Source organism: Terribacillus sp. AE2B 122 (assembly GCF_902497585.1).
Taxonomy (GTDB): Bacteria; Bacillota; Bacilli; order Bacillales; family Amphibacillaceae; genus Terribacillus; species Terribacillus saccharophilus_A.
The window spans coordinates 379,863-405,757 of the sequence record NZ_LR700944.1 but is presented as its reverse complement, the minus strand read 5'-3'; the positions used below and the strand labels follow the sequence as shown (position 1 = coordinate 405,757).

Here is a 25,895-nt window from a genome sequence, read left to right as displayed (position 1 = left end):
CTCCGTGTTCTGCCTACGCTAGGATGGATAACTAATCAAAAAGACCGAACTTATGCAAATCTTTTTATGAAGATTTACAATATAGTTCGGTTTTTTATATGGCTAAAACATTTTTGACCCAGCCTCGTTTTGTTTATACATGCTGCAGCATACGGAAGCTGCCGTTGGATAGCTGGATCGTCACATCTGATTGAGCTGCTATTTGCGGATCATGGGTAACCGTGATGACGCATTTGTTCTCTTGGTGAGCGAGGTCGGTGAAGAGCTTTACAATCTCCTTGGAAGTCTTATCGTCCAAGTTACCAGTAGGCTCGTCCGCTACGATCAGATCGGTGTCACAGCAGAAAGCCCGTGTGATGGCCACTCGTTGCTGCTGCCCGCCGCTAAGTGTCAGAACACGCTGTTTAGCTTGTTCTTCGGAGATGCCGACCTTTGCCAGCATTTTTAAGATGTAATCTTCCTGGTTCTCTACTTTTTTCCCGGTGATGGCCATTGCCGAAGCAATATTTTGATAAGCTGTCATGTACGGAATCAGATTATAAGACTGGAAAATGATCGAGACATAATCGTGGCGGAAATTACCAAGTCCCATTTTACGGATCGATTTCCCGTCATATTCAATGTCTCCTTCCTTGGCTTTGTCCAGCCCTCCTGCCAAAGACAGGAAGGTGGTCTTGCCCGAGCCAGATGTACCGGTGATCGTATAGAATGTATTTTTATGAAAATCGATATTCACAGATTGAAATAAAGGATTATGTTTATCCGTGTACCAATAGCCAACGTTTTTGAATGCCAATAATGGTGCTGTCATATTTAACCCCTGCTTTCTATTCTTGTTTAGTTAAAATATTTTTCGGCTGAAGACGAAGGATTGAGATGGATGGGATAAGCGCTGCAATGATGGCCACGGCCAATCCGATACCGCCAAGTATCAAGATGTTTTCCCAAGTCACATTAATATTCAAACTGCTAATTGCTTCACTTGGCTGACTGAACGCATCAGACACAGCTTGTCCTGGGCCACCGCCGCCCATCGGACCGCCACCACCGCCAGGACCTTGCTGCACAGATGTAGATGCAGTCTCAGCAGATGCTGTTGTTTGTTGATCCAATAGCTGATTTCCTAGTATGTTCGCAATTGGATTTCCAAATATAGAAGACAATCCGACTGCAACAATGGCAATCACAACAATTTCTGTAATGAACTGTCCTGCCAGCTTCCATTTCTTCTCCCCAATTGCCATCAATACACCCATCTCATATTTACGTTCACGAATGGAAAGCATGACGATCAATGCAAGGATGATCGCACCGGCAATGGTTACAAGGTAAACGATGTTTTTAGCAAAGGAAGCAACATTTTCGATTGGTCCTACCATCTGCTGGTAAAGATCATCGTTTGCATCCAGTTGATACACGTCGAAGTCGACATCCGTTTTCTCTGCTGCGGCAATAAATGCATCGATGTTTTCTGCATCGTCCATTTGATAGGTAACAGATTCAACAGTATCTGTGTAGTCCTCACCTTTTAACGTGTTAGCCGCTGTATATGGAACATAAATCGTGTTATATGGATTCAGGAAGGAGAAGTTCATCGCTTGGTCGCTTCCTGCTGAACTTGTTTCATAAATACCGACGATCTCCAGTTCTTGTGTCGTATCTTCATCACTAGCTGAGCTGATATTAATTGTATCTCCAACTGCTAAATCATTTTCCTCTGCAAGTGTTTGCTCGATGACCGCAACATTGGTGCCGGCATCCGATTCTTTGATGCCTCGTCCGTCTACGATTTCTGCTTCGCCATCACTGAAGCTTTCTGCTTCATCACTGGTTAGCGTCCCATTTACAGTAAGATCGGCTTGTACCATACCGCCCCGGCCTTGGTCACCGCCAGGAGCTTGCTCGCTTTCGGTATCACTGCTATCTGTGGATGTGCTGCTTTCGATAATATCGAAGTCTTCCGCATTAGCAGAAGCTGAAACGATGTAGTTGTAGCTCTTCACATGGTCTAAAGCTGCGATAGACTCTGCGTCATCCAGACTGATTGGTGTGCTGGTGAACTGCGGCGGACCGTCTGATTCACTTTGCTCACTCTGCTGCTTCTCCATGGCTGCTTCTCGGTCAACCTGAAGGGTAACAGAACCTCCGAGATCTTGTCTTGCCAATTCACTAGATGCTTTGGCTGCTGACTGAATTGTAAGTCCTGATAGGACGAACACACATATGACGGTGAAAATTACTAATTGTAATAAAGTCTTTCCTTTTTTTGCTTTCATGCTCCAGAAAGCACGTTTCAAGAAATTCATTCTGCCATCTCCTTTACTTTTTCCGGGCATGCTATAATGCTTCTGAGCCACACCCGCTTGGGCTAATTGCTAGTATGGGGGCATCTGCTGAAGTGCACATGAAAGCTAGCTGAAGATTTGCTGAAAGTGAAAAAATCGGGAATCTTCAGCTGGTTTTCAGGTAATTGTTCCATAATAAAGAAAAAAGAAGAATGGATGACAGGATGGAAAACATAAAAGTATTAGTCGTCGATGATGAACAGACAATCACACAGTTCCTGATGCTGGGGTTGCAAAATGAAGGCTATATTGTTGAGAATGCGGCTGATGGGATGCAAGCTATTGCCAAAGCAGATCATTTCGAGCCTCATATTGTCATATTAGATGTCATGATGCCAGGGATGGATGGTTTTGAAGTGTGCCGGATGCTGAAAAAGAAAGGCCGGAAACTATCTATCATTATGTTAACAGCGCGGGACCAAGTGGTTGATCGTATCAAAGGACTAAATGGCGGTGCAGATGATTACTTGGTCAAACCGTTCAGTTTTGAGGAACTGCTTGCCAGAATGCAAGCACGGCTTCGCAACCAATTTCCAGAATTGGGTGATTCACTTGTAGCGGGTCCTGTACGAATAGATGATCGCCGTAAAGAAATTTACTTGGAGGAAGAGCTGCTGCTGCTTTCTCCGACAGAGTACGAGCTGTTAAAATATCTTGCTATGAACCAAGGAATTGTACTGAGTAAGGCACTTATTCTCGATAAAGTGTGGGGATATGCATTTGGAGGAGAAGAAAACATTGTAGAAGTGTATATCCGTTCTCTGCGGGAAAAACTTCACGATAAGGATCGGCAGTTGATCCGCACAATCCGTGGGGCAGGCTATCGCCTGGATGTCAGATGATGCGATTAGACCGATTGAAACCGAGAACGTTGAATAAGCAGATTGTTGCTTTATCCTGTCTTATTCTTGCCATTATCCTGACAGTCGTCGGTATCCTGCAATACTTCTTGATGAAAGATTTCCTATACCAGAATGAAGCAGATGCAATGCAGTCACAGCTGCATTCGCTTCCGCCAGCACTGCTTGAACAAAATGATGATATGCATCAGCCATTTCTTTTCGATCGTTCCTTAGCCAGAATCGATACGTCAGGAAACTATACAGATTTATCAGAGGAAAACGGGCTATCAAGTCCGCGCTTGGATGGGGAAGAGCTTCGCAAGTATATGAACGGCAGAGATGATAATTCTGCCAGGTACATCGTGATGGAGGATGTAGATGGGAAAGAGCAGCTCGTTGTTATTGTTGCTGATAGACGGTTCGGCGACATAAGCGGTTATTTGCAGGCAGGGACAGAGACGACATCGATCAACGATGTCATCAAAGGGCAGCTGCAGGTATTTTTCCTGCTGGCTATCGTGGCATTGGCTGCAGGTATCCTGCTCTACTCACGAGTGATTAAAAAAGCGCTCGACCCGCTGCACCGGATAATCCGGAGGGTAGAGCGGACGAATGCGGAGAATTTATCTGAACGGATGGAAGAGGATTCCGAGCAAATCGAGATCAAACGACTTACAATCGCTTTTAACCAAATGGTTGAAAGAATCGATAGCTCTTTCCAGTCGGAACGAGAAGCTAAAGAACAAATGCAGCAGTTCATTGCGGATGCTTCCCATGAACTGCGCACGCCGCTCACTTCCATTCACGGCTTTTTGGAAGTGTTATTAAGAGGAGCTGCGAAGAACCCTGATCAGCTCTATCCGGCGCTTGAGAGCATGCTCAAGGAATCGAAGCGTATCAAGAAGCTGGTCGAAGATTTGCTTTTACTCACCAAGCTGGATCAGGCAGAGGATATGCAGCTGCAGGATCTGGAGGTGAGTACTGTACTGGAGGAAATGATGCCGCATTTTGATATGCTTGCCGGCAGAAGGAATGTACAATTTTCGGTGGATGAGCAACTGATTTTAGCTGCTGATAAAGATAAATTGAAACAAGTGCTATTGAATCTATTTTATAATGCAGTACAGCATACAGATCCTGAACAGGGAGAAATCGATATAATCCTCGGTAAAACAGAACATGCTGCAGAAATAATTGTGAAAGATAATGGATCCGGTATCCCGAAAGCACATCTGCCGCATGTATTTGACCGGTTTTACCGGAGTGATAGTTCACGCGCACGCCAGCAAGGCGGTGCGGGTCTTGGTCTTTCTATCAGCCATTCTATTATCAAGGCACACCACGGCACAATAGAGGTAGAGAGTGTAGAAGGCAAAGGCACTATATTCCGAGTGCTGATACCAAAAAAAGAAGGAACCCGTAAATGAACAGGTTCCTTCTTTGCTATTAATCTTAGCGGGAAATTTCAATCTTACCGACTGTTCCATCCGGGCTGTCTTCTTTGACCTCAAACTCAAGTCCATACTCTGGAACTTTACGTCCAGCGTCGGGAAGAGCTTTATTCAAATAAGTTTTATCATCCTTGAACTTATCATAGCTCTTCGTGTGATTATCTTTCAGCGTCAAGCCATTAGTAGCACGATAATCGAGGAACATCTTCTCAGGCTTATCCTTGCTGAATGCTGCATCGTGGATTTGATAACGACTGGAAGCGACAGATTTATCACTCCAGTATAGCCCCTTCTGATCAGCATCCACTACGCCAAGGAAGCCTTCACCCGGATGTGTGCCAGTCCAGTTGTTGTCATACGAATTATCAACGTACCAGACTAGAAGACCAGTGTTGTAGCTCATTAAGCTGTCACCACGGCGGATACGGTCAAGACCGACGTCCACGCCGTTATGTGTGCGCCATTCGAGCAAGTAGTAGTGCTCGGAAAGGGAGACGCCTTTATCTTGAGCGAATCCAGATAGATCAAAAGCACTGTCAGCTTCTGCATCATCTGTCAGGACAGAGCTGCCATCAGCTGTCACTTGAATGTCATCCACGTAGAATCCAGCGTTGTTTACAGCTACATCCGTCCAATAGTTCAAGGAAAGCTCGATTTCCTGCCCTGCGTAGGCACTTAAATCGAAAGTAGCATCCACCCACCCGTCAGACGTTCCGGTAATACCATCATCTGGGTTCTGGTCGTTCGGGTTTTCTGTAGTCGTAATGCTGCCAGGAACAGTTTCCCCGTTCACTTTGACAGAAGCATAATCCCAATCTTGTTCGATATCATACCAAGTTTTAAATGTCAGTTCAGCAGAAGAGGCACTGGTCAAATCAACAGTTGTTGTCATGCTGTTATCAACGTTATTGCCTTTACCGCTGAAGTAAGCATACGTCCCGCTAGCAGGCTTAGTTACTTCTGTTTCCTTATCTGGCAGGTTTACACGAATTACATCGTTGTTTGTACCTTTTGTTACAGCTTCATCCAGCAGCAGTTCTACTTTATCCCCATCCAAGTCCTCTGCTTCGATCGTCGTACCGCTCAGCCAGTTGCCGCCATGCGCGTTTTGCAGATATTCCTTCGCATAGGCACTGAATCCAGATGGCTCTGTTCCAGGTACATCACCAGCCCAGCTTCCGCTTGCCATGATGGACCAATATGCAACAGCTTCCCCTTGACCGGTATAGTTAGTATCATACTCATCTGGTAAGCCTAGGTCATGGCCGTATTCATGCGCGAATACTCCCATAGCTCCGTCTTCCGGTTCGATTGTATAGTCATAAGCAGCAAGCTGTCCGTCAAAACGGTCACTAGTGGAGCTTCCGCCAGGGACTGCCACAAGTCCGCCAAGATTCCAGCGGTGAGACCAGATTGCATCGCCGCCAAGGCTTCCGCCGCCGGCTTCTTCACCGACACCTGCGTGAATGACCATCAAGTGGTCGATGATACCATCCGGCTCATGGTAAACGCCATCGCCATCATAGTCATCGCGATCCCATTGATCGTATTCGCTCAAGTCGACATTAGGATCTTGTCCAGCTTTCGTCAGGGCTTCATACACCAATTCCCTTGCAGCTGTATCACTGCCGTCTGGAGCAGGATCGTTAGCACCATAGTAAGCTGCAGGATGATCTGCTGTGTACCATCCGGCGATCTCCCCGTCAACAGTATAGCTGCCGCCGGATTGCGCTTCATAGTATTGCTTCATGGAAGTGAAGTCCTGGCCATCCGGACCAGTATAGCCATCTTCACCGAAGATCATGTTCTGGAAGTGATCATGTGTATAATCCTCATACCACATATCCGTTTCTTCCGGTGTGATGGAGCTGTTTTGGTAATCAGGGAAGTCAATTGCAAGGACAAGAACTTTGTCTTCGCGTACTTCTCCGTCATACTCTTCTTCTTTCACGTTATCTACTTTCTTATTTTTCTTCTTGTCTTTTCCCTTATCCTTGCCTTTATCTTTCTTCGATGCCTCTTTGGAAGCACTTGCTGCATTGTCAGCATTGCCATTTTGTTTATCCGTGTCACTTACCACTGACTCATCGATTGCAGCCTCTTTCAGCTCATCCGGCAGAGGCTGCTTAGCAGCTTCTGCGCTTTTTTCTTCCCGTTCCTTGAGGTAAGCGTTCAATATTTCCTGAGCTTCAGCTTCAGTAGCATCTTCACTAATTTTGCCTTCTTCCTTCAGCAATTCAATCAATTTATCTTCATTGGCAATTGCACTGTCGAAAGGGCCACCGCTTTGTGCGACTTTCGGCGAGTACGTTACAGCTGGTGCCTTTTCAGTAGATGCTTCGGCTTCCTGCGCTGGTACAAATGATAATGTAAAAGTGCTAAACCCGATAACAGCTGCCATTGCAGAAGCCATCCATTTATTCTTCTTCAAGCAAGTCACTCTCCCTGTGCTAATAGTTTAAATAGTCGGAAAACAAACGAGATATGTAGGTAAAGTTTTCCTTAAAGGGTAGTATAGCGACTAGTTTGCTAGATTTACAATGGTACTTTTGAAGGAAGCAAAGCTGTATTTACCTTGAAATGATGCGGTTTTCGTGAGGTTTCTTCACATAATCCGACAAGATTGGCAAAGAAGTTGGGAAATAATAGAGTGGAAAATAACGTAAACATATGGAAACTTGCAGAAGGGTGAGGAAAGTTGGGAAAGTAGAGGCGATCAGAAAATATTACAATTACTAGAAAAAATGAGCAGATAGACCTAATTGGGTTAATTACATTTGAGTAGCAATAAAATAAATCTCTAAAATATATGGAAATTATTTGTATTTTGCATTATCATACTTGAAATAAGAATATAAATAGATGCTCTCATTCATATTAAAAGAAATTATGGAACGTAGCCTATTTTCTTAAATGTTGTGAAAGGTGATATGCGATGGCTAGATTGATAATAAGAGAGACTTATAAGTTAGTAGTTTTATTTATTAGTATACTTTTGATAAGCATTATCCCTTTCTTTGTATCTCCGGAAGGGTTACAACTACCCAGCATAGATGATCTAACAGAATTTCTAACGGAACTTTTCACATTTGATAACTTAACATACATAAATAGCATATCAGGAGTGGAACGGGAATTATTTCCTTTGATTCTCGATGCATTCTTATCGACATTTACGGTATTTTTCTCTTCTCTTTTCTTATCGGTATGTTTAGCACTTGCTATAGCCGTTCTGCAAATCTTTTTACCTAGATCACTTAGAAAGACCATAACTTCTATTTCAACTCTCCTACAATCAATCCCAGATATAGTGTATGTATTATTTTCGCAATTATTAGTAATCATTATATTCCGTTTTACAGATAGCATTCTATTTAAATTCACAGGCTCTGGTGACGATGAAGCATTATTTTTACCTATAATTACGCTTTCATTAATGCCAACGATCTATCTTTATCGAACGTTGGTTTTAAATATTGAACAAGAAATCTCGAAAACTTATGTTGAGCTTGCAAGAAGTAAAGGTTTATCAAGATTTGCAATAATAATGCGACATGTAATGAGAAATATATTGGCAGACTTCGTATACCAACTGAAATTTATAATGGGGTTGTTAATTGGGAATTTATTTATAGTAGAAGTATTGTTTAATAATTTTGGTCTTACAACTTTTCTCCTTTCTTTTAGTCAGCCTACTGTATTCGCAGTTAGTTCTGTACTTCTATTTTTGCCTATCTATGTCGTAATCAAGTCTTTAGAAATATCATTATATATTTATACAGGAAAGGAGTTGGATTTGTGATTTGGCGAAACCCTTTCTTTATAATAGGTTTCTTATATCTATCCGTATTGTTTGGGGCAAGTTTAATTCATCAGATTTTTTTTGACTCTTATATATCTCAGACCTCATTTTCCTATAATTCTAATGGTGATTTAATAGCCCCTCCATTTCCACCACTTGAAGTTTCGATATTAGGAACAGATAGATTTGGTAATCACCTAATTCAAATACTATTGATGGGGGCAAAATATTCTTTAGGTGGTGTATTAGGAATAACAATAGTTACAATGTTTTTAGCTCTAATCTTTGGAATTTTTCTTGGTTTAGTTTCCAAGAAGAAAGTACGCCGATTTCTGAAAAGTTCTCTTTTTGCATTTTATTTTATACCAGGATCTTTGTTGTCATATTTATTGCTATATCCGATACTATGGGAACCTATAGAAGGATTTCATTATAACCTTCCTATGCGTATCCTTATTGAAGTAGTTGTCATTGGAATAATATTAGTTCCACCCACCTCCATATTCATATCAGAAAATATTGCAGAAGCAATGGAAAGGAACTATGTACAATCAAGTATTGTTCTAGGTGGGTCCCGCTACCATATTCTCATAATACATATAATCCCTGAATTGAAATTCACATTGTTACACACAGCACTTAGGACAAGTTTGCAGGGGCTATTAATTATAGGTCATCTGGGCGTATTCAAGTTATTCTTTGGTGGAACAGATGTTAGCTATGATCCATTTGCACCTTCTCCACCTGTATCCATTACAAATGAGTGGTTTTCATATATAGGTAGTAATTATGAAGCTATTTTTACTAGCGCTCATTGGTTATTATGGATACCACTCCTTGCAATAGTTTTTACGGTATTATCTTTGCAATTTATAATGCTGGGAATAGAGAAAGTTTGGTTAAAAAACACTTAGCATAACATATTAAAATACGGGTAAAATTATTTACTATTAATTACATAATTGTATTATTCTGAATATTATGCTAGCATAAAAATGTAAATAAATTCTAATTTGGAGATGGTTCTATGTACAGTTTAAAAGAAGGTGTTTTTATAAAGTCAATATCGGAGAATCAATCTGTTATCTTTGATTATAATAACAGTTATTACTTCAGTTTAGATGCTACTTCAACGGAAATTTTAGAGTTAGTTATAGATGATAAATTTGCTCATCTAGATGATATAGCTCAGAAGCTTGAGAATAAATACGACGTAGACCAACAAACATTGACTAGTGATATTAATGATTTTTTAGGCTCTCTATTAGAAAAGGATTTATTGGTATCATCTAATGTTAAATAAAGTAAGTGCTTATTTCTTATTAGTTATATATAGCAAGAAATTAAACAAGTATGGGATAAAACCAATAATTGAAAATATAGAGAATAGATATGAAGAGCGAAAAGGAAACGAAGATTGGGAACAAATGAATTCCATATGCAAAAAAGTTAATGAAGCTGGTAGTATGCTCCAATTCAGAAATACTGAGATTTGTCTTCAAAGATCAATGGTAGGGTATTTCCTTTTAAGAAAGTTAGGATTTCATACTATCGAATTTCATATTGGGGTCGGGAAGGAAACCTTTGAGGCACATGCATGGCTAGAATGCGACGGAAATATTATCAACGATGATGAGGAATTTATTAGAAAACGTTACATACCTACTTTCTCAAAATGAGGTGATCTAAATGGATTATATTGGTTTTGTTTCAACACATAATGCTTACTCCAAAAGGAAGGATACTTACGTAGACTTGCTAGAATATGAAGTGCAAATTCAAAATAAAACTTATTATGTGTTTGTATCGGGAAGGATCCATAATCACAATAGTAAAGTTTATAAAGAGATTCAGGAGTATATCGTCAATAAATATTTACAAGAGGGATTAAATTTCTTAAATAACATAGAGGGATCGTACTCCATAATTTTGTTCGATCAGGCAAACAATAGTCTTATTTTAGGTAAAGACCCTATAGGTTTAAAACCATTATTTTATACTATTAATGGAGATGGAGTATTTTGGTACTCACGCATATCACTGTATACTAGTGACCATATCTCAAGCTTAAATGAAAGTTATATTAGTAACTTTATAATGAAGGAGCCATCTGCTCATAGTGCTACTCCATATCAAGAAGTACATCGTATAGAGCCAGGACATGTGGTACAAATCAAACTTGATTCACTTATGATTAGTAATCATAAGTATTATAAATTTCCTCAATACTCCATCGGGAGGAAAGGAGAAACGGAATTATTCTATGAGAAATTCTCTAACGCATTAAAAAATACATTCTCGGATATAAAAGATGAAAAGATAGGATTCTCACTCAGTGGCGGTTTAGACTCTAATAGTATTTATAATCTAGCAATACATCTAGGTCTTATTGCTCCTGAAAATGCTTATACATACTCTTTAACTTACAGTAGTCCAATGGCAAATGAAGATAGATATATTGAACAAGCACTACACTTAAATAAACCAAAACATAGTCAATTTATAAATGGAGATGACTTGTGGAGTTTTAAAGGAGGGATTGAAAAAATAAGCATATATGACGAACCTTATCCTTTTTTAACTCACCAACTAGCTAGTAAGATTCCTGAAGCATTACAGAAAGATAAAATAAGATATGTAATTAGCGGCCATGCTGGAGATCATGTTCTGCAATCCCAACTAGGAGTCTTTAGAGAAATGATACGAAAAAAGCAACTCACCCAATTTGTCTATCATTTTTTATATGTAACGCTAACCACCGGTATAAAAAACGCATTCTATTCTGAGTACTGGATGAAGACTCAATTTAAAAAAGATATACCTTGGATAAAAGCAAATTCTCATGTAGAAAATGACTTTACGTCGATACCTTATGGAACAGATGCTGCAAGTAAAGAGTCATACTTTAATGCAATTGTGTATCAAAATGGTCATGAATGGATTGCACCGTATATATACGGAAGAAATAATATAGAAATAAGATATCCATTTCTTGATCTTAAATTAATTGAATATTTATTAAATTTATCGCCGTTTTCTAAGATGGATTATCAATTTGACAAGCTCCTCCTGAGAAAATCATTAAAAAATGTATTACCCGAAGGCATTAGGACAAGAAATAATAAATCTACTAATGGACATTTAATAATTAAAGGATTCCAGCAAGAATGGGAAAATATAACCGATTTTTGGGATTTAGAGTTGGTTAATGAATTTGTACAAGTAGATAATAAACTATTTAAGGAAAGCGTTCAGAAGTTTTATCACGGCATTGTATCGGATTTATCTAACGTATCTTCTATTGGAAGGGCTTTGGCTTTAGAAGCTTGGTTAAGAAAAAGACTTTGTTAAAAGAGTAGTGGACCCATGTGAAATACTTAGGAGGAATATTGAATGAAAAAAAAATATACAGCACCTAAATTGGTTGAAGTCGGAAATGCAGTTGAGTTAACTAAAGGAAACTTCTTGTTTAATCTTGCGGAAAATTTAGAAGGAACAGCCTTTTATAGAACAAAAAAACACGTATAAACTGAAATGCTGTAACTGAATTGTAATTTAATATACTAAAAAATAACACATGGGTCCACCACTGTTTAAATAAAGGGATGTTCAATATGCTGAATAAAATAACTAAAGAGTTTTTGTTTAAAAATAAGTTGTCACTAGCTTTAATATCAATATCATTATTATTATTTGCCGCATTAAGTAGTATATTGCCGCTAATAAATAAGTTCCTAATTGATATTGTATTACCTAGGAATGATCAGAGCCAATTAATAATTATATTAGTATGTATCTCCTTTTTGGTTTCACTAACCATGTTATTTAACTGGTTGAAAAACCTGAACATAATTTTACTAGCGGACAAATATCAGTATGAACTTCAGAGTAAAGCCTTAGTCAGTATTGAAAACAAAGATTATATGGATATTAAGAATAATAAACAACTTCATAGTTATTTCTTTAATGATATAGTCAATCTTAAGGAAATTTTTCATAATATAATACCTTTAATGATTCAAATATCATTTCAATTGATAGGTGCTTTTTTGGTAATAAGCTACTTGAGGTGGGAATTTTTATTAATACTTCTTTTGATAATACCTCTAATGGTCTCTATATCTCTAAGGTTAAAGCCAAAATTAGAAAAGATGTCTTATATTTATCAGAAGAAAACGGGTTATAACCAGAATGCAATACTTTCGGTAACTAATAATATAAATGAATTAATGCTTTTACAAGGGCAAAAACCATTTTTGGATAGAAATAGGAAAAGACTTTATTCACAAATTAAGTATAGTAAGAAAATGGGTCATCTAAATGGATTATCTTCAACAATGAGCCAGTTAACCTATTGGATAACTGTTATTATATGTCTCTGTGTGAGTTCATTGTTCTTACTTCAAAATACTATCAGTGTTGGAACTTTCGTAGCATTAAATACGTATTTAATAACTCTTATTACTCCAGTAATGGGGGCTATCGAAATCTATTACCAGTGGAATTACTTAAAAGGATCAATTAAGAGATATAACGAATTGACTGAAGAAATACCAACGAGGAAATCAACATTGGAAGATTCCATTTACTCTATAAGTGTTAAAGCCACAACTATAAAAGTGCACAAATCCACACAGCCTTTACTCGATAATATAGAGTTGTCAGTAGCATCTGGGGAGCTTTTAGCTGTAACGGGTGAGAATGGAAGAGGTAAAAGTACTTTACTATATACTGTTATGGGATTATATGATAATTATGAAGGTCTTATAATTATTAATAATAAATTTTTATTGAAAGAATATAGGATTAATAATAAATTATCTTATCTTGGTCAGAAGATTGTAACATTTAAGGGAACCGTAAGAGAAAATATTACCTTATTTGGTGCATATGAAAATGAAGTATTGATGGAGATGCTAATTGAAACAGGCTTTCTAGATTTCATCTTGAAGTTTGAGGATGGTTTTAATCATTTAATTCATAGTGAGAATGAGCTATCTGGTGGACAAAGACAAAAAATTGCAATTGCAAGAGCATTAATGAAGAATGCAGATGTAGTCATTCTAGACGAACCCACGTCAAGTTTAGATGAAGAATCAGTAAGAAAATTTAAACTAGTCCTAAGCTATTTACTTCAAATGAAAAAAATTGTGATTTTGACCACTCATGACCAGAAGATTGTTGAATGCGCTAATAAGAATCTAAAGCTTGGCAATTCCAAACTTGTTGAATCTGTCTCTTAATGATTTCCTTGAATGATAAAGAATACCAAGAGGAAGTTGATAGACTTCCTCTTATCTATGTGTGAAGAATTACTTGTTCGTACGGTGGATCTTCAACTTCCGCATGCAGGTACAATTCAAATGTACCTGCATGCGGAAGAATAACGGAAAAACAGTACGGACTACATCCTGCATCGGTAGTTCCATTGCTTTAGATTTCGGAATCCACGTTGGATTGCCTTCTCTGGAATTTGTCAGCAGAGTGCCGGAAAAGGAGTACGTTACATAATAGAAGATTAGATAACGGACATTCTGTTTTTCATTCACATAATGCTGTACACCTTTATACTCCAGATTCCAAACGTCCAGCCCTGTCTCTTCCTTCACTTCGCGAATGGCACTTGCGGTGAGGCTCTCAGGGAAATCAACCTTCCCGCCGGGCGGGATGAAACCGCTGAAGTCATCATGCTGCCGGTCTAACAGAAGCACCTGATCTTCATTATGTATCATCACCATATTATAGATCTTGTGCTCGATCATATCAGTATCCTGTCTCGACGGAGGCATTCACGATATACATCATGTCGTTTTTATCCTGTTTCTCCTCCAAGTAGATAGCACTGGTAGTCAGCATACCGCCATCAATTACTTCTACTGTTACAGTTCCGTATGGAATGCGGGCTTTAACTTGCTCGATATCCAGCTTGTCCTTATCCGCAGGAACGGCCAAACGGACATTCACCTTCATATTATGCAGATCGTTTTCTGGCAGGACACTCGTAATACCAGGCATGGAGTTTGTATGTATAGCATTGACTACTGCACGTACTGCTGCCTTTGTGACGTTCTGACCGTGAACATCGACACCGAATCCGGTTTGGATGAACATGATTTTTTCCATATTATCACTCCTAGTTCGTTCTGATATAGTTACTGTATCATATTAAGATTAAAGAATTCTATCAGCTATATGTAAGATTTGGTAAACTGGTTGAGAGAAAGGGGATGTGCTTGTGAACTATGTGGAGAATCTTCGGAAGTACGTCGGGCATCAGCCTGTCATTTTAGTCGGAGCGTTATGCCTTCTTTTTGATGAAAAGCAGCATATCCTTTTACAGAAACGAATCCACCCGCCCGAAACATGGGGCTTGCCCGGCGGATTGATGGAACTGGGTGAATCAGCTGAACAGACAGCGGCCAGGGAAGTCCTTGAAGAAACAGGACTGACAGTGGAGGAACTGCAGCTGGTCGATGTGTATTCCGGTAAAGATAATTTTGCCGTCGCTGCTAATGGTGATGAATTTTATAATGTGACGATTGTTTACCAGACAAGTCAATATCATGGAGAATTAATGCTTGATGAAGCGGAATCTATGCAGCTGGCCTTTTTCCCGCTTGATGAACTGCCGGAAAAGATGGTCAGAAGCCACCGCCGATTTATAAATGATTTCAGCGAAAAGGAGTAGCTAATCAGCTATTCCTTTTCTGCTTCTTGAACATCCAATGTGATAGTTGCTAATTTAACTACTCATGGCATGGAAGCGACCGTATATTCAATTAGCACAGAAACGAGTGCGAGCACTACGATAAATACGGTGGATATAGCTAATAACCGATCACTGCTATCCAGCATATTTTCGCTTTGACGTCTCCGTATCATGAAAAATAAGGCTCCTAGTAATGCAGAACCTCCCCAAATTACCAAACCCGTCATAGTGAAAAGCTGCTCCCATGCTGCCAGCCAAAAGGTGAGTATACCCAGATGGATAGCGCATACCGTATAATTGGCTGTTCGCCTTAAAATCAACATGTTATCTCTCCTATAGCACTATCCTAGCACGCGGAACGATTCTACTTATATAAAACTTCTTGATAGCCTCATACCTAGACTTGTTTAACACCTCTGCTAGTAGACTGACGCTCTGTCAAGGAGAAGGAAAGATCAGCTGCTGTATATGGCGTTTCAGTCAACACTGCATACATGCGGCGGAACACTTCTGCTCCCATTTGTTTCAGTGGATTGCGGACATGCGTCAGCTCCATTAGCCCAGCTACATCGCTTTGGTCGGACTCGAAGCCGACTAATCCTAATTCATCGGGGATGCTGATTCCTTGCGCACGTGCTTCAGCTGCCATGCCAGCTGCAACATAATCACTTGCATGAATGACAGCATCAGGCATATCTTTACCGTTTAGAAGCTTCTGAAGAGCTATGCGTCCGTCATCGACAGTGAATGTCTCATCTAAGATCCATTCGGAATGGACGGGAAGGTTATGCGTTTGCAATATATCTTCAAATGCCTTCTTCCGTTCCAGGCTGTTTCGGCTTTCGGCTCTTCCGATAGTACAGGCAATACGGGTGTAGCCTTTCTCGATCAAATGCTCCAGCCCGAGCATGAACCCTTCGTAATGATTCATATATATAGATTGGATCTTTGGATGCTGCAGGGGCTCACATGTCATAATCGGACCGTACTTTGTATAGGTGGCAACCTTTTCCCAATCTAATCCGCAGCGCAGGATGATCAATCCGTCGAGACGCTTCTGACGCAGCATTTCCAATGCCTGTAATTCCTGATCGGCTTTCTCATTCGTTTGGTAAAGTAAGGTTTGATAATGGCAGGAGGTGCCAGCTTCGGCGATACCTTGAACAATTTGCATGAAATAATGACTGATGGAAGGAGAAACGACACCAATTGTATTGGTTCTGCCTTTTTTCAGCTGTACTGCATTACTGTTTTGGATGTAGTCGAGCTTATCAATGACTTGCTGGACCTTACGCCGAGTATCTTCATGGACGTGTGGATGGTGATTGAGGACACGTGAAACAGTGCTGCGGGAAACGCCAGCCATCTGTGCAATCTGCTTGATATTACTCATGTACATCACCTCTTTAGAAATCGCTTTCTTACCTTTATTTTAGCGGAAAATGTACGTTTTGTAAGCTTTGGACGACCTGTTTACAAATTCCTTACGAATTTGTGCTTGACCTGGGATGCATTCCAGCATTTAAGCTATGGCTGTAGATCCAAAACGTAACCATATAGGAGGCTTTAATCATGGGAAAATTGAAGATCGTTACAATCGGCGGCGGTTCCAGCTATACTCCGGAAATCGTAGAAGGGTTCATTAAACGCTATGATGAATTGCCAATCACGGAGCTTTGGCTTGTTGATGTAGAAGCAGGAAAAGAAAAGCTTGAGATTGTAGGAAATATGGCAAAACGTATGGTCGAAAAAGCAGGCTTGCCAATCGATGTGCATTTGACATTGGATCGCCGGGAAGCTTTGAAGGATGCAGACTTTGTTACAACGCAATTCCGTGTTGGACTATTGGATGCACGTGCGAAGGACGAAAGAATTCCTTTGAAATATAATGTAATTGGACAGGAAACGAACGGACCAGGCGGATTGTTCAAAGGTCTGCGTACTATTCCAGTTATCCTTGATATTTGTAAAGACATGGAGGAGCTTTGCCCGAATGCATGGCTCGTAAACTTCACGAATCCAGCTGGCATGGTAACAGAAGCTGTGCTTCGTTATTCTAATATCAAAAATGTCGTCGGCTTATGTAATGTACCGATCATGATGAAAATGCAAGTGGCGGAGTTGCTTGGTGCCGATGGAGATCGGGTACACATCGACTTTGCTGGTCTGAATCACATGGTATTCGGCTTGAATGTATACTTGGACGGAGAAAATGTGACCGATACCGTGCTCGACAAGATGACAAGCGCTGATAAAAAAGAAATGACAATGAGAAATATCAAAAATCTTGACTGGGAACCTAGCTTTATTAAAGGTTTGAAAGCTATCCCGTGTCCATACCATCGCTACTACTACAAAACGTCACAGATGCTGGAAGCAGAGCTTGAGGAAGCAGATAACGAAGGTACGCGTGCCGAGGTCGTGCAAGGCGTGGAGCGCGATTTGTTCGAGCTTTACAAAGATCCTAATCTGGCACATAAGCCGGAGCAGCTGTCCAAGCGCGGCGGTGCGTACTACAGTGACGCAGCCTGCAGCCTGATCAACTCCATTTATAATGACAAACGCGATATTCAGACAGTGAACACAATCAATAATGGTGCTATCCAGAGCATCCCGAATGACTCTGCCATTGAAATTAACTGTGTCATCACAAAAGACGGTCCAAAACCAATCGGTATTGGTGACCTTCCAGTTCCAGTACGCGGACTTGTGCAGCAAATCAAATCATTCGAGCGTGTTGGAGCTGAAGCAGCTGTAACAGGTGATTACAACACTGCTTTGCTTGCAATGACAATCAACCCGCTTGTACCTTCTGATGAGATTGCGAAGAAGATAATGGATGAAATGTTGGAGGCTCATAAAGAGCATTTGCCACAGTTCTTTAAAAAGGTAGAAGCATAAGAGAAAATCTCAAATTTTTCCGATAGTGAAATATTAGACTACTATATTATCCTATTGCTTTTATAGAGGGTAATTAGTAGTCTGTTTTTTTGGTATTAAAAATGTTTACTCTAAACCTCACAATCCATAGACCTTGGATAAGATGATCCAATTAGATGGGAGTAGAGCTATCTTTCTTTTGTTCTGGATGTAATAAAAATACATAATAAAATTCATTTACCATTATTGTAATAATATGATATATTGAGATGAGTTTAAGGAGGTATTGTGGTGAAGAAAAAAATCTTAGTTCTTTCTATGGCACTTGTTATTTCGTTGTTAACCGTTTTTGTTGGTAGTTCTGATGTTTCCGCATACAGCAGTACGAGAGACCTGAAAATGAACAGTAATTGGGGATATGCTGGTACTTCTCATATGCAAGTAAATGATAGTGGTGGAAGTTCTACTATTCAGGTAACTTACATACCCCATCGTCAATCAGATGTATGGGTAAAAGCTACGGTTCAAAGATATTATTCAGGTAAATGGCATAATATTGAATCGAAAAGCGGCAGTGCAAAAAATTATGCGGGAGCCACTTATAAGAATTTTAATGCCGCTTTTTACGGCTATGCAAATAAAAAACAAAAAGTACGTGTAAGATTCCAACTATCAGATCCATCTGATAAGTCAGATATTTTGCAAACAGGATATTCATATAGTTGGGTTAAGTAATTAATAGGATTATTTAAAGGCTGTCAATTCATTAAGATATGATATTGACAGCCTTCTTTTAATGTTTCTCATCTCGAAACAGTATTTGTAAGTTTAAAAAACAAGAAAGATAGTATAATCTATCAGTTATTATGTATGTGATATAAAATAAACACTAATTTGTTTCGGACCGTTATTTTGTCCAAGAATAGGAGTAACCCGTTTGCATTACAGAACTGCCTTTACTGCCTCTTAGAGTATACCTAACCCTTACCTTCTGGTTTTTATTGGCGTAACCATAAAAAGTTGCATTGAAATTTTGTTTCTTAACACCCCATCCGTACCTAGCAGTACCGCTTTTAGATTCAATAGTCTTCCAATTTCCACTTACATATCTTTGAACACTAGCTGTAACATAAGTATCTTGATGATATGCAGGCTCAAAAGTACTATAAATTGTCGATCCGCTATCCCTTACATGCATGTATGCTTTTCCGGCATACGGCCATTGAGAATTCAGGTTCAAAGTTTTTGTGCCTGAATATGCCGAAGCATCTCCACTATTACTTAAAAAGACAAATCCCACACATGCGAAAATAAAAGTTAGTAATAATAGTTTTTTACTTTTTTTCATAATTATTCCTAATAATAAGTTTTATCTTATCATATAAAAGCATCTTGTGAACTAGTTTAGTAAAAAATGTTAAAAACATATAAATATGGAGATTAGTTACTTATGAACAAGAGTGTGAGGATATAGGAATTACTAAGGATATAGGGGTAGTGACTTAGTTCCCTGGTATATAACTTTTGAATATCTTTACTATTTATAGAGTTTTAATAGAAATAAATATATTAATTATGTATTACGATTACCATAGAGAGGAGGGCAAACAATGATTACAGATTATTTAAGTGAAACGATCCTTATTTCTATGTTAGATAGAGATTATCATATTGGTATTCTTACCAACTACGATGAAGTCAGTCAAATGATCACGTTATCCGTAGACCAAAAGGAAAAGTTGCTAAATACAAGATTTATCAAATCTATCGAGCTTCACGATTAACACTCATTAAGAATCCTGTACTTCAATAGTTTTTTTTGAAACCGAAGCAATTTGCCTCGGTTTTCTTCTGTATTACTCTTGGCTTTTGAGATGTAAAGCATCTTTTATGATATGCCTATGTTCTCTTTTTTACTAAAGTTGCGTTACTTTAAACTATATTTCTTTCATAAGTTTTATCTTAAAAGCTATTTAACAGTAAATGTGTTAGAGACATTTAAAAGTGATCCAGTTGGACCGAAATAAAACTTTGCAATGTAGTCATCACCAGCATCCCAAGCTGAACTTGTTTTTATTGTTGTATTAAAGTCTCCATTGGCATCTAGATATACATAACTTTCTGTTATGTATTCACCAAAAAGGGGATCACCTTTAACAATTTCGACTTTATATTGAGAGCCTGGGGGATAAGTATCAGAGGTTCCGGTGATTACAATGTTTTCACCCTTTGGATAAACAGCTTTATCGGTTGATGCATATGTAGCAGCCGATACTGGTGAACTTACTAAAAATAGTGAGATTCCAAAGGCTATAATAAAGCCGAGATAAATCTTCTTACTTGTAAGAATGTTCTGTAACATATTACTACCTCCTCTTTCTATTTTTAATTATTCGCCACAGAAAGCTAATTTCCTTCTTTATTATGGTTTTTATATCAAAAATATACAAAATTGGTAATGTGTAACATTCCATTATCCATTAGTAGGGGGATTTTTAAATATTAGTCTTAACAATTGAATGATGTTTTCTTATATAAGAGGGAGATTCTTCTTATTAATAAATTATAACAAGAATAGTTGCGCCGAACTTCTCTTTTTCTTTTTCGATGAGTTTCTTTACTTAAATCTTTAAGAAATCGTTGATTATATCACGCATAAGTCTTAATCCTTGTTTACTACAGAAAAACTCATTTGTCTGCCTGAATTTTTAAATGTGCTTCTTTAAAACTTTTTCTATAACTTAAAGAATGAATATCTTCGTAGTTTACTTATTTGAATGCTTCTCCAGAAAATAAAGTTTTACTTCCAAATACGGCACTGTTTAGGGGGAGTCGCCATTCCGCCTAATTTTTTTCACTTTATCCAAACATACTAAAACTAGATTCTTCAGCAATGGGTTCTTAAACATTGATTCTAAACTTTCTATATTGGTCACGTTAAGGCTTTTTAAATTATAATCTCTTTTGGTATGCATTACTGGTTAATCGATTTTTATAAAAGAATTTAGGACATTAACTAATAGCAATAGAAAAAAGGTAATTATATTATTCGATTAACTTATTTTTTAAATTATTAAACTCTGTATCAGTTATATATCCATCCTCTTTCATTTTTACTAATTGTTGAAGTTTCTCTATTGAATCATCTCCTCCTTTATTTTCATAGCTATTCGATTTATCTTCTTTTATTTGGTCTGTAATCTCAATTAACGCATTTCTCATAGCTCTTAAGCTGGTTTTACTAGTGCTATAAAATTTTAAAACACGCCCTGAATTCCTAACATATATATCTATTGTTGCACCTTTATAATTTTCGTTATATTCAATATAATGAATATCCTCATAATATATATCCTCAAATGCTTCACCAGAAAATAGTGACTTGCTGCCAAAAATGACACGAGATGGGGTAGCTGCTAGCTCTCCTAATTTTCCGTTTTTTTCTCCATAGACGCTATATCCTATTTCTTCGGAGACTGGATCTTTCATCATTGATTCTATATATTTGATATGTTTTGTCATCTTTACATTTTTATATGCCATTAATAGCCCTCCTATAAATTATTTTCCTTTTCTTCTGGACTTGCCCATTAACAATTCACAATTTTAAAACACATTGTTGTATTTATGATAACAAAGCAACTTAAATCTGTGAAACATAAGAAATGATGTAGTTTAACAGGATTTTTTATAGATTTTCACTTCAGGTACTGAGCTTCAATGACCTTTAAGATTAACTTGTAAGTTAAAAAAACACGAAAGGAAGATGACAATATGTCTCTTGCAGGAAAAAACACAGTAGTAAAAGTTTCAACGGATGGTGAAGCATTCACTCAGATTCAGGATCTAAATGAAGTTACTATGCCAATGGAGAGTGACAACCAAGATGTAAGTACTTTTGGATCAAGCAATGTCAAACGTCTTTATGGTTTAAAAGATACTTCTTTTGAATTAAATGGATTCTTTAATCCGGAAGACGCAGAAGGCCAGTTGAAGATCCGCCAAGCCCTGGTAGATAATTCTCCTTTGTTCGTTCAGTTTCTCCCAGATGGAACAACTGGTTTCCAACAAGAAGTGAAGGTAGCAAGCTATGAAGTTTCGGCTTCTGCTGATGGTGTAGTAGAGCTGGCAATCGAATTGGAAGGAACTGGGGCAGTAACCCTTATATAAGGAGGAGATTCACTTGGCATTTAGTGGCTATCAAGCACAACTACTGGCAGCAGGTTCTCCTGTTTCCTTTTCGGAAGAAGCAGGGTCAACAAGCGATTATCAAAAGTTTGTGATCACTGATGATCAAAAAAGCATTTTTGATCATCAAGCAGAGCTTACGGTTGAAGAAAGCAAAGACGGTTCTAGTTGGACCTTATCGGATTCTGCTTCCTATACTGTTAATCGGCTGGAAGGCTCCGTTACTTTTCTTAAACCTAGAGAAACGAATATTTCTATTCGTTTCTCAGGCTCTTATCTGCCGTTGTCAAAAGCGGGGCAGTCATACGAATACACGTATACGATAGAAGTGGAAAATCAGGAAGTGCCTGAATTTGGAACTGCTTATCAAAAACGCGCAAAAGGACTGACATCTGTAAGCGGTGAAATTGCAAATTGGTACAATACCAATTCGTTACTAGGAACAGCATTACAGGAAAATAAAATAGTGGTTATACAATTTAGATCCATTGATGCTGCTGTACCTGATTTATCCGTGTGGGCAACAATCAGTGCATCTGAAGTAGCTAGTACTGCTGACGGTATAGTAGAAGAAAGTATTGAGTTTGAAAGTACAACAGATTCAGATGGAAGGATGTTTAACTTTGGGTAAATTACGCGATAGCATTTTGAACATTAACGATATTAAAGTGGAGAAGCTGTATATCCCGGAATGGGCTGTAGAGGTAGAGGTTCGAGGTCTTAGCGGATCTGCACGAAATCGTATTCTAAGTAAGGCCTTGGATAAAAAAGGAACGTTGGATCTTGATTCCATGTACCCTGATCTTATTATTGCGTCTCTTTATGAACCGGAATCCAATGAGAGAATTTTCGATGCCGCAGATCGGGATCAGCTTAACGCGAAAAGTGGAAAGGCACTCGAGCGTATTGCGCGAGTTGCTATGGCACTATCAGGTCTGGATGAAGGACAGGTAGAAGATAAAGTAAAAAACTAAAGAAACACCCTGAACGCAGGTTTTATTTCGATTTAGCCGAGCGTTTAGGGTGTACTGTTTCAGAGCTATTGGCAAACATCTCTTCTGAGGAGTTAACCGAATGGATTGCATACTTCAAAATTCTGAATGAAGAGCAAAAAGAAGAAGAGAGAAAACAAAACGCAAAGAGAAAACATTAGAAAGGAGGAACACTATTGCCTGCTAATAATGCTACTGAGGTTATAACACGAAATGCTGATGAAACTGCTAACACAGCTAGAAATTTAGAAGTACTTCGACAAAGATATGAAAACCTTGGTAATACTATGACGCAATTCTCCGGCTTTGCAACAGCTGCTGTTGCGCCATTGGTAGCGTTCCAAGCAACAGCACTGGCAGGTGCAAAACAAACAGAGGAAGGAAAAGCTGCTTTAGAAGGGTTTCAGGCTACTATTACCAGCTTGCAGACGGCATTAGCACCATTTGCTACCGCCCTACTACAGCTTGGCACAACAGTATTGACGCCATTAATTGGTATCATCCAGCAAGTAGGTGCATGGTTCAGCAGTTTATCTCCTACCTTGCAGATGGTAGTGACTGGATTTATGACATTTGCGGCGTTCCTGCCAACGATCATTACATTTATTGGTGGCCTGTTAAGCACATTTTCAATGCTTATACCTGTTCTTACTGTAATTGGTACAGCAATTGGAAGTTTAGGCGGAGTTATGGGCTTATTGATTAATCCAGTAACATTGGTTATTGCAGGTATAGCGGCTCTAACAGCAGCTGTAATTTATGCTTGGAATAATTTCGAATGGTTCCGGAATGTGGTTACCTCTGTGTGGACTGCCATCAGTACTGGATTTAGCGCTCTTGTAGCTTATCTCCAGCCAGCGATTACTGCTGTCGTGAGTTTCTTCTTACAGCAGTTCAATCAGATTAAAGCATGGTGGGCAGAAACGTGGCCGCTAATACAACAAATATTAGTGAATGTTTGGAATTTCATTTCACCATTTCTTCAATCCGCTCTATCTGGCATCGTGAGTGCAATGCAGGCAGCGTGGGGATTTATTGGACCACTTATACAAACGACGATGAACGGTATTATGACCGTTATGCAGTATGTGTGGCCGCTTGTTGAATCACTAATTGTTTCAGTTTGGAACAATATCAAGGGTGTCATCAGTGGAGCGATTGGTGTAATAACAAATATTCTTTCACTTTTTGCTAACTTGTTTACAGGTAACTGGTCTGCTGTTTGGGATAGTGCTTTAAACATTCTTAAAAATGCTTTTACACTTATTTGGAATTTGGTGCAGTTATGGGGGATTGGTAAGGTTCTTGGGCTGTTCTCAAAACTGGGATCATCTGTACTGGGAGTATTCCGTAATATGGGTTCTTCCATCATGGGTGCATTCCGGAATATGTGGAGTACTCTGACAAGCAGTGCGAGCTCAGGCCTCTCCACGATAACAAGCTCGATCCGAACAGCTTTCAGTGGCATTCTAAGCTGGTTCACCAACTTGGGATCCAGTTTCTTTAACGCCGGAAAGGGCTTGATTACGCAGATTTCCAATGGAATTAAGAACGCTGCCACTGGGGTTCTAAACACAGTGAAAGACTTGGCCGGAAAGATTCGGGACTTTTTGCCATTCTCACCTGCAAAAGTAGGACCATTATCTGATTTAAATCATTTGGATTTTGCTGGTCCTATTCAGTCCTCCATCGCAGGCGGCATGCCTAAAGTGCAAGGTGCAATGAGCCATTTGCTCCGTATGCCAACATTAGATACTGGAATGGCAAGTGGTGTCCAAGTGTCATCCGGCAGTGGAATCGTTAATAATTTCAATATCAGTGAACTGGTGGTACGTGAAGAAGCAGATATCGAATTGATCTCGCAGCAGCTTTATAAACAGCAAAAACGTTCATTACGCGCATCGGGGGTGAATGCTTAAATGAGCTTTGGATTCACTTTTAATGGCAGGCATAGCAAGGAGTTCGATATATCGGTAACCAATGTTGAACGACCTATCTTGCCGGCTGTTCAATCAAAGACCGTTACATTTCCATCTGCTCACGGTGCCCATTACTTTGGTTCGACCTTTGATCCTCTAGAGATCACGGTAGAAGTCGTGTTTTCAGAAGTAAGTCTTAACAGATTACAAATAGTTAAGAGAAATATTGCTGCATGGCTTTCTCCCGTCCTGGGAATCACAGATTTGATCTTGGATGATGAACCAGATAAGAAGTACCGAGCAGTTGTATCAGGGGAGACCAGCCTGGAACAGATCCTGGCAATTGGCAGAGGAGAAATCACATTCCTTGCACCAGACCCGTTTGCTTATGCAGTCGACGATGAGGAATTCACCTATACAGCACGTGGAAATTTCAATTTTAACCGTCCTGGTACAGCAGAATCGTTCCCGCTTATTTCGGTAACAGGGAATATGGGAGCAAGTGCTTTGCTGCGATTGACACTTAATGGAACGGCTGTGACCTTTACTGGAGAACTTACAGAAGATGAGGAACTTCTAATTGATTGTGCCTTAAAGACAGCTTCCATTTTAAAAAATGGTTCAGAGAGCAAAAGTGCCATTAATCACTTGGATGATTTACGATTTCCCATTGCTGTACCTGGAAACAATGAATTGATCATTTCATCTTCTGGTGAAGTGACAATCAATGAAATAACCATCACTCCTAGAAGTAGATGGATTTAGGA

General features: G+C 39.1%; 27 protein-coding genes and 1 pseudogene. 18 read left to right on the top strand and 10 right to left on the bottom strand.

The genetic code is table 11. The features are described 5' to 3' along the window. Positions 1-133: 133 nt before the first annotated feature. Complete coding sequence (locus AE2B122_RS10465) at positions 134-811, bottom strand: ABC transporter ATP-binding protein (RefSeq protein ID WP_175074035.1); 678 nt, start codon at positions 809-811, stop codon at positions 134-136. A gap of 16 nt (positions 812-827) precedes the next feature. After that, on the bottom strand, positions 828-2,306 hold the full coding sequence (locus AE2B122_RS10460) for an ABC transporter permease (RefSeq protein ID WP_175074034.1): 1,479 nt from the start codon (positions 2,304-2,306) through the stop codon (positions 828-830). A 203-nt stretch (positions 2,307-2,509) separates the two neighbouring features. Between AE2B122_RS10460 and AE2B122_RS10455 the strand changes: the two genes are divergently transcribed. Both AE2B122_RS10455 and AE2B122_RS10450 read left to right on the top strand, forming a co-directional pair. After that, positions 2,510-3,187, top strand: coding sequence for a response regulator transcription factor (locus AE2B122_RS10455; protein WP_217468080.1), 678 nt, complete (start codon positions 2,510-2,512; stop codon positions 3,185-3,187). Next, entirely contained in the window at positions 3,187-4,614 is a 1,428-nt protein-coding gene (locus AE2B122_RS10450; RefSeq protein ID WP_175074032.1) for a cell wall metabolism sensor histidine kinase WalK, read from the top strand. The genes AE2B122_RS10455 and AE2B122_RS10450 overlap by 1 nt, the downstream gene beginning before the upstream one ends. A gap of 25 nt (positions 4,615-4,639) precedes the next feature. Here AE2B122_RS10450 and AE2B122_RS10445 read toward each other — a convergent pair whose 3' ends face one another. Next, on the bottom strand, positions 4,640-7,051 hold the full coding sequence (locus AE2B122_RS10445) for an immune inhibitor A domain-containing protein (protein ID WP_371809550.1): 2,412 nt from the start codon (positions 7,049-7,051) through the stop codon (positions 4,640-4,642). A gap of 522 nt (positions 7,052-7,573) precedes the next feature. Between AE2B122_RS10445 and AE2B122_RS10440 the strand changes: the two genes are divergently transcribed. The 7 genes from AE2B122_RS10440 (at position 7,574) to AE2B122_RS10410 (ending at position 13,683) form a co-directional block, all read left to right on the top strand. Beyond that, positions 7,574-8,440: an ABC transporter permease subunit gene (locus tag AE2B122_RS10440; protein WP_175074030.1), complete on the top strand. Its 867-nt coding sequence runs from the start codon at positions 7,574-7,576 to the stop codon at positions 8,438-8,440. Beyond that, a complete protein-coding gene (locus tag AE2B122_RS10435; protein ID WP_175074029.1) occupies positions 8,437-9,354 on the top strand; it encodes an ABC transporter permease subunit in 918 nt (305 codons plus the stop codon). The genes AE2B122_RS10440 and AE2B122_RS10435 overlap by 4 nt, the downstream gene beginning before the upstream one ends. Before the next feature lie 113 nt (positions 9,355-9,467). Continuing rightward, on the top strand, positions 9,468-9,743 hold the full coding sequence (locus AE2B122_RS10430) for a PqqD family protein (RefSeq protein ID WP_175074028.1): 276 nt from the start codon (positions 9,468-9,470) through the stop codon (positions 9,741-9,743). After that, positions 9,733-10,119, top strand: a complete 387-nt coding sequence (locus AE2B122_RS10425) for a lasso peptide biosynthesis B2 protein (RefSeq protein ID WP_175074027.1) — start codon at positions 9,733-9,735, stop codon at positions 10,117-10,119. Before AE2B122_RS10430 ends, AE2B122_RS10425 begins: the two co-directional genes overlap by 11 nt. Positions 10,120-10,129: 10 nt before the next feature. After that, positions 10,130-11,791: an asparagine synthase-related protein gene (locus AE2B122_RS10420; protein ID WP_175074026.1), complete on the top strand. Its 1,662-nt coding sequence runs from the start codon at positions 10,130-10,132 to the stop codon at positions 11,789-11,791. Between the two features lie 42 nt (positions 11,792-11,833). Continuing rightward, complete coding sequence (locus AE2B122_RS10415; protein ID WP_175074025.1) at positions 11,834-11,968, top strand: lasso RiPP family leader peptide-containing protein; 135 nt, start codon at positions 11,834-11,836, stop codon at positions 11,966-11,968. Positions 11,969-12,054: 86 nt separating this feature from the next. After that, positions 12,055-13,683, top strand: a complete 1,629-nt coding sequence (locus tag AE2B122_RS10410) for an ABC transporter ATP-binding protein (RefSeq protein ID WP_175074024.1) — start codon at positions 12,055-12,057, stop codon at positions 13,681-13,683. Between the two features lie 55 nt (positions 13,684-13,738). Here the strand turns inward: AE2B122_RS10410 and AE2B122_RS10405 are convergent. Further along, positions 13,739-14,202: pseudogene (locus tag AE2B122_RS10405) on the bottom strand (8-oxo-dGTP diphosphatase). Between the two features lies 1 nt (position 14,203). Next, positions 14,204-14,563: a Lin0512 family protein gene (locus AE2B122_RS10400; RefSeq protein WP_095219699.1), complete on the bottom strand. Its 360-nt coding sequence runs from the start codon at positions 14,561-14,563 to the stop codon at positions 14,204-14,206. Positions 14,564-14,675: 112 nt separating this feature from the next. Here AE2B122_RS10400 and AE2B122_RS10395 point away from each other — a divergent pair, with 112 nt between their 5' ends. Continuing rightward, complete coding sequence (locus AE2B122_RS10395; RefSeq protein WP_095219700.1) at positions 14,676-15,128, top strand: NUDIX hydrolase; 453 nt, start codon at positions 14,676-14,678, stop codon at positions 15,126-15,128. A gap of 62 nt (positions 15,129-15,190) precedes the next feature. Here the strand turns inward: AE2B122_RS10395 and AE2B122_RS10390 are convergent, their stop codons facing one another. Then, on the bottom strand, positions 15,191-15,472 hold the full coding sequence (locus tag AE2B122_RS10390; RefSeq protein ID WP_095271890.1) for a hypothetical protein: 282 nt from the start codon (positions 15,470-15,472) through the stop codon (positions 15,191-15,193). Between the two features lie 74 nt (positions 15,473-15,546). Next, on the bottom strand, positions 15,547-16,542 hold the full coding sequence (locus AE2B122_RS10385; RefSeq protein ID WP_175074023.1) for a LacI family DNA-binding transcriptional regulator: 996 nt from the start codon (positions 16,540-16,542) through the stop codon (positions 15,547-15,549). Between the two features lie 179 nt (positions 16,543-16,721). Between AE2B122_RS10385 and AE2B122_RS10380 the strand changes: the two genes are divergently transcribed. Both AE2B122_RS10380 and AE2B122_RS10375 read left to right on the top strand, forming a co-directional pair. After that, on the top strand, positions 16,722-18,050 hold the full coding sequence (locus AE2B122_RS10380; protein ID WP_175074022.1) for a 6-phospho-beta-glucosidase: 1,329 nt from the start codon (positions 16,722-16,724) through the stop codon (positions 18,048-18,050). A 270-nt stretch (positions 18,051-18,320) separates the two neighbouring features. Continuing rightward, positions 18,321-18,764, top strand: a complete 444-nt coding sequence (locus tag AE2B122_RS10375) for a hypothetical protein (RefSeq protein WP_175074021.1) — start codon at positions 18,321-18,323, stop codon at positions 18,762-18,764. A gap of 172 nt (positions 18,765-18,936) precedes the next feature. On the opposite strand, the gene AE2B122_RS10370 is transcribed toward AE2B122_RS10375, so the two are convergent. Further along, complete coding sequence (locus AE2B122_RS10370; RefSeq protein ID WP_175074020.1) at positions 18,937-19,377, bottom strand: hypothetical protein; 441 nt, start codon at positions 19,375-19,377, stop codon at positions 18,937-18,939. A gap of 262 nt (positions 19,378-19,639) precedes the next feature. Here AE2B122_RS10370 and AE2B122_RS10365 point away from each other — a divergent pair, with 262 nt between their 5' ends. After that, positions 19,640-19,813 carry a hypothetical protein gene (locus tag AE2B122_RS10365; RefSeq protein ID WP_175074019.1) on the top strand — a complete coding sequence of 58 codons (174 nt, stop codon included), beginning with the start codon at positions 19,640-19,642 and terminating at the stop codon, positions 19,811-19,813. A gap of 185 nt (positions 19,814-19,998) precedes the next feature. Here AE2B122_RS10365 and AE2B122_RS10360 read toward each other — a convergent pair whose 3' ends face one another. Both AE2B122_RS10360 and AE2B122_RS10355 read right to left on the bottom strand, forming a co-directional pair. Next, complete coding sequence (locus AE2B122_RS10360; RefSeq protein WP_175074018.1) at positions 19,999-20,391, bottom strand: hypothetical protein; 393 nt, start codon at positions 20,389-20,391, stop codon at positions 19,999-20,001. Between the two features lie 683 nt (positions 20,392-21,074). Beyond that, complete coding sequence (locus AE2B122_RS10355; RefSeq protein ID WP_175074017.1) at positions 21,075-21,572, bottom strand: PH domain-containing protein; 498 nt, start codon at positions 21,570-21,572, stop codon at positions 21,075-21,077. Between the two features lie 231 nt (positions 21,573-21,803). Here AE2B122_RS10355 and AE2B122_RS10350 point away from each other — a divergent pair, with 231 nt between their 5' ends. From AE2B122_RS10350 to AE2B122_RS10330, 5 genes are all read left to right on the top strand, one after another. Continuing rightward, entirely contained in the window at positions 21,804-22,199 is a 396-nt protein-coding gene (locus tag AE2B122_RS10350) for a phage tail tube protein (RefSeq protein WP_175074016.1), read from the top strand. Between the two features lie 13 nt (positions 22,200-22,212). Next, the gene (locus tag AE2B122_RS10345) at positions 22,213-22,848 is read left to right on the top strand and encodes a hypothetical protein (RefSeq protein WP_175074015.1); all 636 of its coding nucleotides are present in this window, start codon (positions 22,213-22,215) and stop codon (positions 22,846-22,848) included. Then, positions 22,841-23,191 carry a hypothetical protein gene (locus AE2B122_RS10340; RefSeq protein ID WP_175074014.1) on the top strand — a complete coding sequence of 117 codons (351 nt, stop codon included), beginning with the start codon at positions 22,841-22,843 and terminating at the stop codon, positions 23,189-23,191. The genes AE2B122_RS10345 and AE2B122_RS10340 overlap by 8 nt, the downstream gene beginning before the upstream one ends. 194 nt (positions 23,192-23,385) lie before the next feature. Continuing rightward, on the top strand, positions 23,386-25,128 hold the full coding sequence (locus AE2B122_RS10335; protein ID WP_175074013.1) for a hypothetical protein: 1,743 nt from the start codon (positions 23,386-23,388) through the stop codon (positions 25,126-25,128). Then, positions 25,129-25,893: a distal tail protein Dit gene (locus AE2B122_RS10330; protein ID WP_175074012.1), complete on the top strand. Its 765-nt coding sequence runs from the start codon at positions 25,129-25,131 to the stop codon at positions 25,891-25,893. Positions 25,894-25,895 lie beyond the last annotated feature (2 nt).

Excerpts from the sequence above, each read along its gene's own strand:
- AE2B122_RS10360 (WP_175074018.1), bottom strand. The coding sequence starts at position 20,391 with ATGTTACAGAACATTCTTACAAGTAAGAAGATTTATCTCGGCTTTATT.
- AE2B122_RS10370 (WP_175074020.1), bottom strand. The coding sequence starts at position 19,377 with ATGAAAAAAAGTAAAAAACTATTATTACTAACTTTTATTTTCGCATGT.
- AE2B122_RS10415 (WP_175074025.1), top strand. The coding sequence starts at position 11,834 with ATGAAAAAAAAATATACAGCACCTAAATTGGTTGAAGTCGGAAATGCA.
- AE2B122_RS10430 (WP_175074028.1), top strand. The coding sequence starts at position 9,468 with ATGTACAGTTTAAAAGAAGGTGTTTTTATAAAGTCAATATCGGAGAAT.
- AE2B122_RS10445 (WP_371809550.1), bottom strand. The coding sequence starts at position 7,051 with ATGGCTTCTGCAATGGCAGCTGTTATCGGGTTTAGCACTTTTACATTA.
- AE2B122_RS10380 (WP_175074022.1), top strand. The coding sequence starts at position 16,722 with ATGGGAAAATTGAAGATCGTTACAATCGGCGGCGGTTCCAGCTATACT.
- AE2B122_RS10390 (WP_095271890.1), bottom strand. The coding sequence starts at position 15,472 with ATGTTGATTTTAAGGCGAACAGCCAATTATACGGTATGCGCTATCCAT.
- AE2B122_RS10385 (WP_175074023.1), bottom strand. The coding sequence starts at position 16,542 with ATGAGTAATATCAAGCAGATTGCACAGATGGCTGGCGTTTCCCGCAGC.
- AE2B122_RS10355 (WP_175074017.1), bottom strand. The coding sequence starts at position 21,572 with ATGGCATATAAAAATGTAAAGATGACAAAACATATCAAATATATAGAA.
- AE2B122_RS10425 (WP_175074027.1), top strand. The coding sequence starts at position 9,733 with ATGTTAAATAAAGTAAGTGCTTATTTCTTATTAGTTATATATAGCAAG.
- AE2B122_RS10330 (WP_175074012.1), top strand. The coding sequence starts at position 25,129 with ATGAGCTTTGGATTCACTTTTAATGGCAGGCATAGCAAGGAGTTCGAT.
- AE2B122_RS10455 (WP_217468080.1), top strand. The coding sequence starts at position 2,510 with ATGGAAAACATAAAAGTATTAGTCGTCGATGATGAACAGACAATCACA.
- AE2B122_RS10460 (WP_175074034.1), bottom strand. The coding sequence starts at position 2,306 with ATGAATTTCTTGAAACGTGCTTTCTGGAGCATGAAAGCAAAAAAAGGA.
- AE2B122_RS10450 (WP_175074032.1), top strand. The coding sequence starts at position 3,187 with ATGCGATTAGACCGATTGAAACCGAGAACGTTGAATAAGCAGATTGTT.
- AE2B122_RS10420 (WP_175074026.1), top strand. The coding sequence starts at position 10,130 with ATGGATTATATTGGTTTTGTTTCAACACATAATGCTTACTCCAAAAGG.
- AE2B122_RS10365 (WP_175074019.1), top strand. The coding sequence starts at position 19,640 with ATGATTACAGATTATTTAAGTGAAACGATCCTTATTTCTATGTTAGAT.
- AE2B122_RS10440 (WP_175074030.1), top strand. The coding sequence starts at position 7,574 with ATGGCTAGATTGATAATAAGAGAGACTTATAAGTTAGTAGTTTTATTT.
- AE2B122_RS10410 (WP_175074024.1), top strand. The coding sequence starts at position 12,055 with ATGCTGAATAAAATAACTAAAGAGTTTTTGTTTAAAAATAAGTTGTCA.
- AE2B122_RS10465 (WP_175074035.1), bottom strand. The coding sequence starts at position 811 with ATGACAGCACCATTATTGGCATTCAAAAACGTTGGCTATTGGTACACG.
- AE2B122_RS10350 (WP_175074016.1), top strand. The coding sequence starts at position 21,804 with ATGTCTCTTGCAGGAAAAAACACAGTAGTAAAAGTTTCAACGGATGGT.
- AE2B122_RS10400 (WP_095219699.1), bottom strand. The coding sequence starts at position 14,563 with ATGGAAAAAATCATGTTCATCCAAACCGGATTCGGTGTCGATGTTCAC.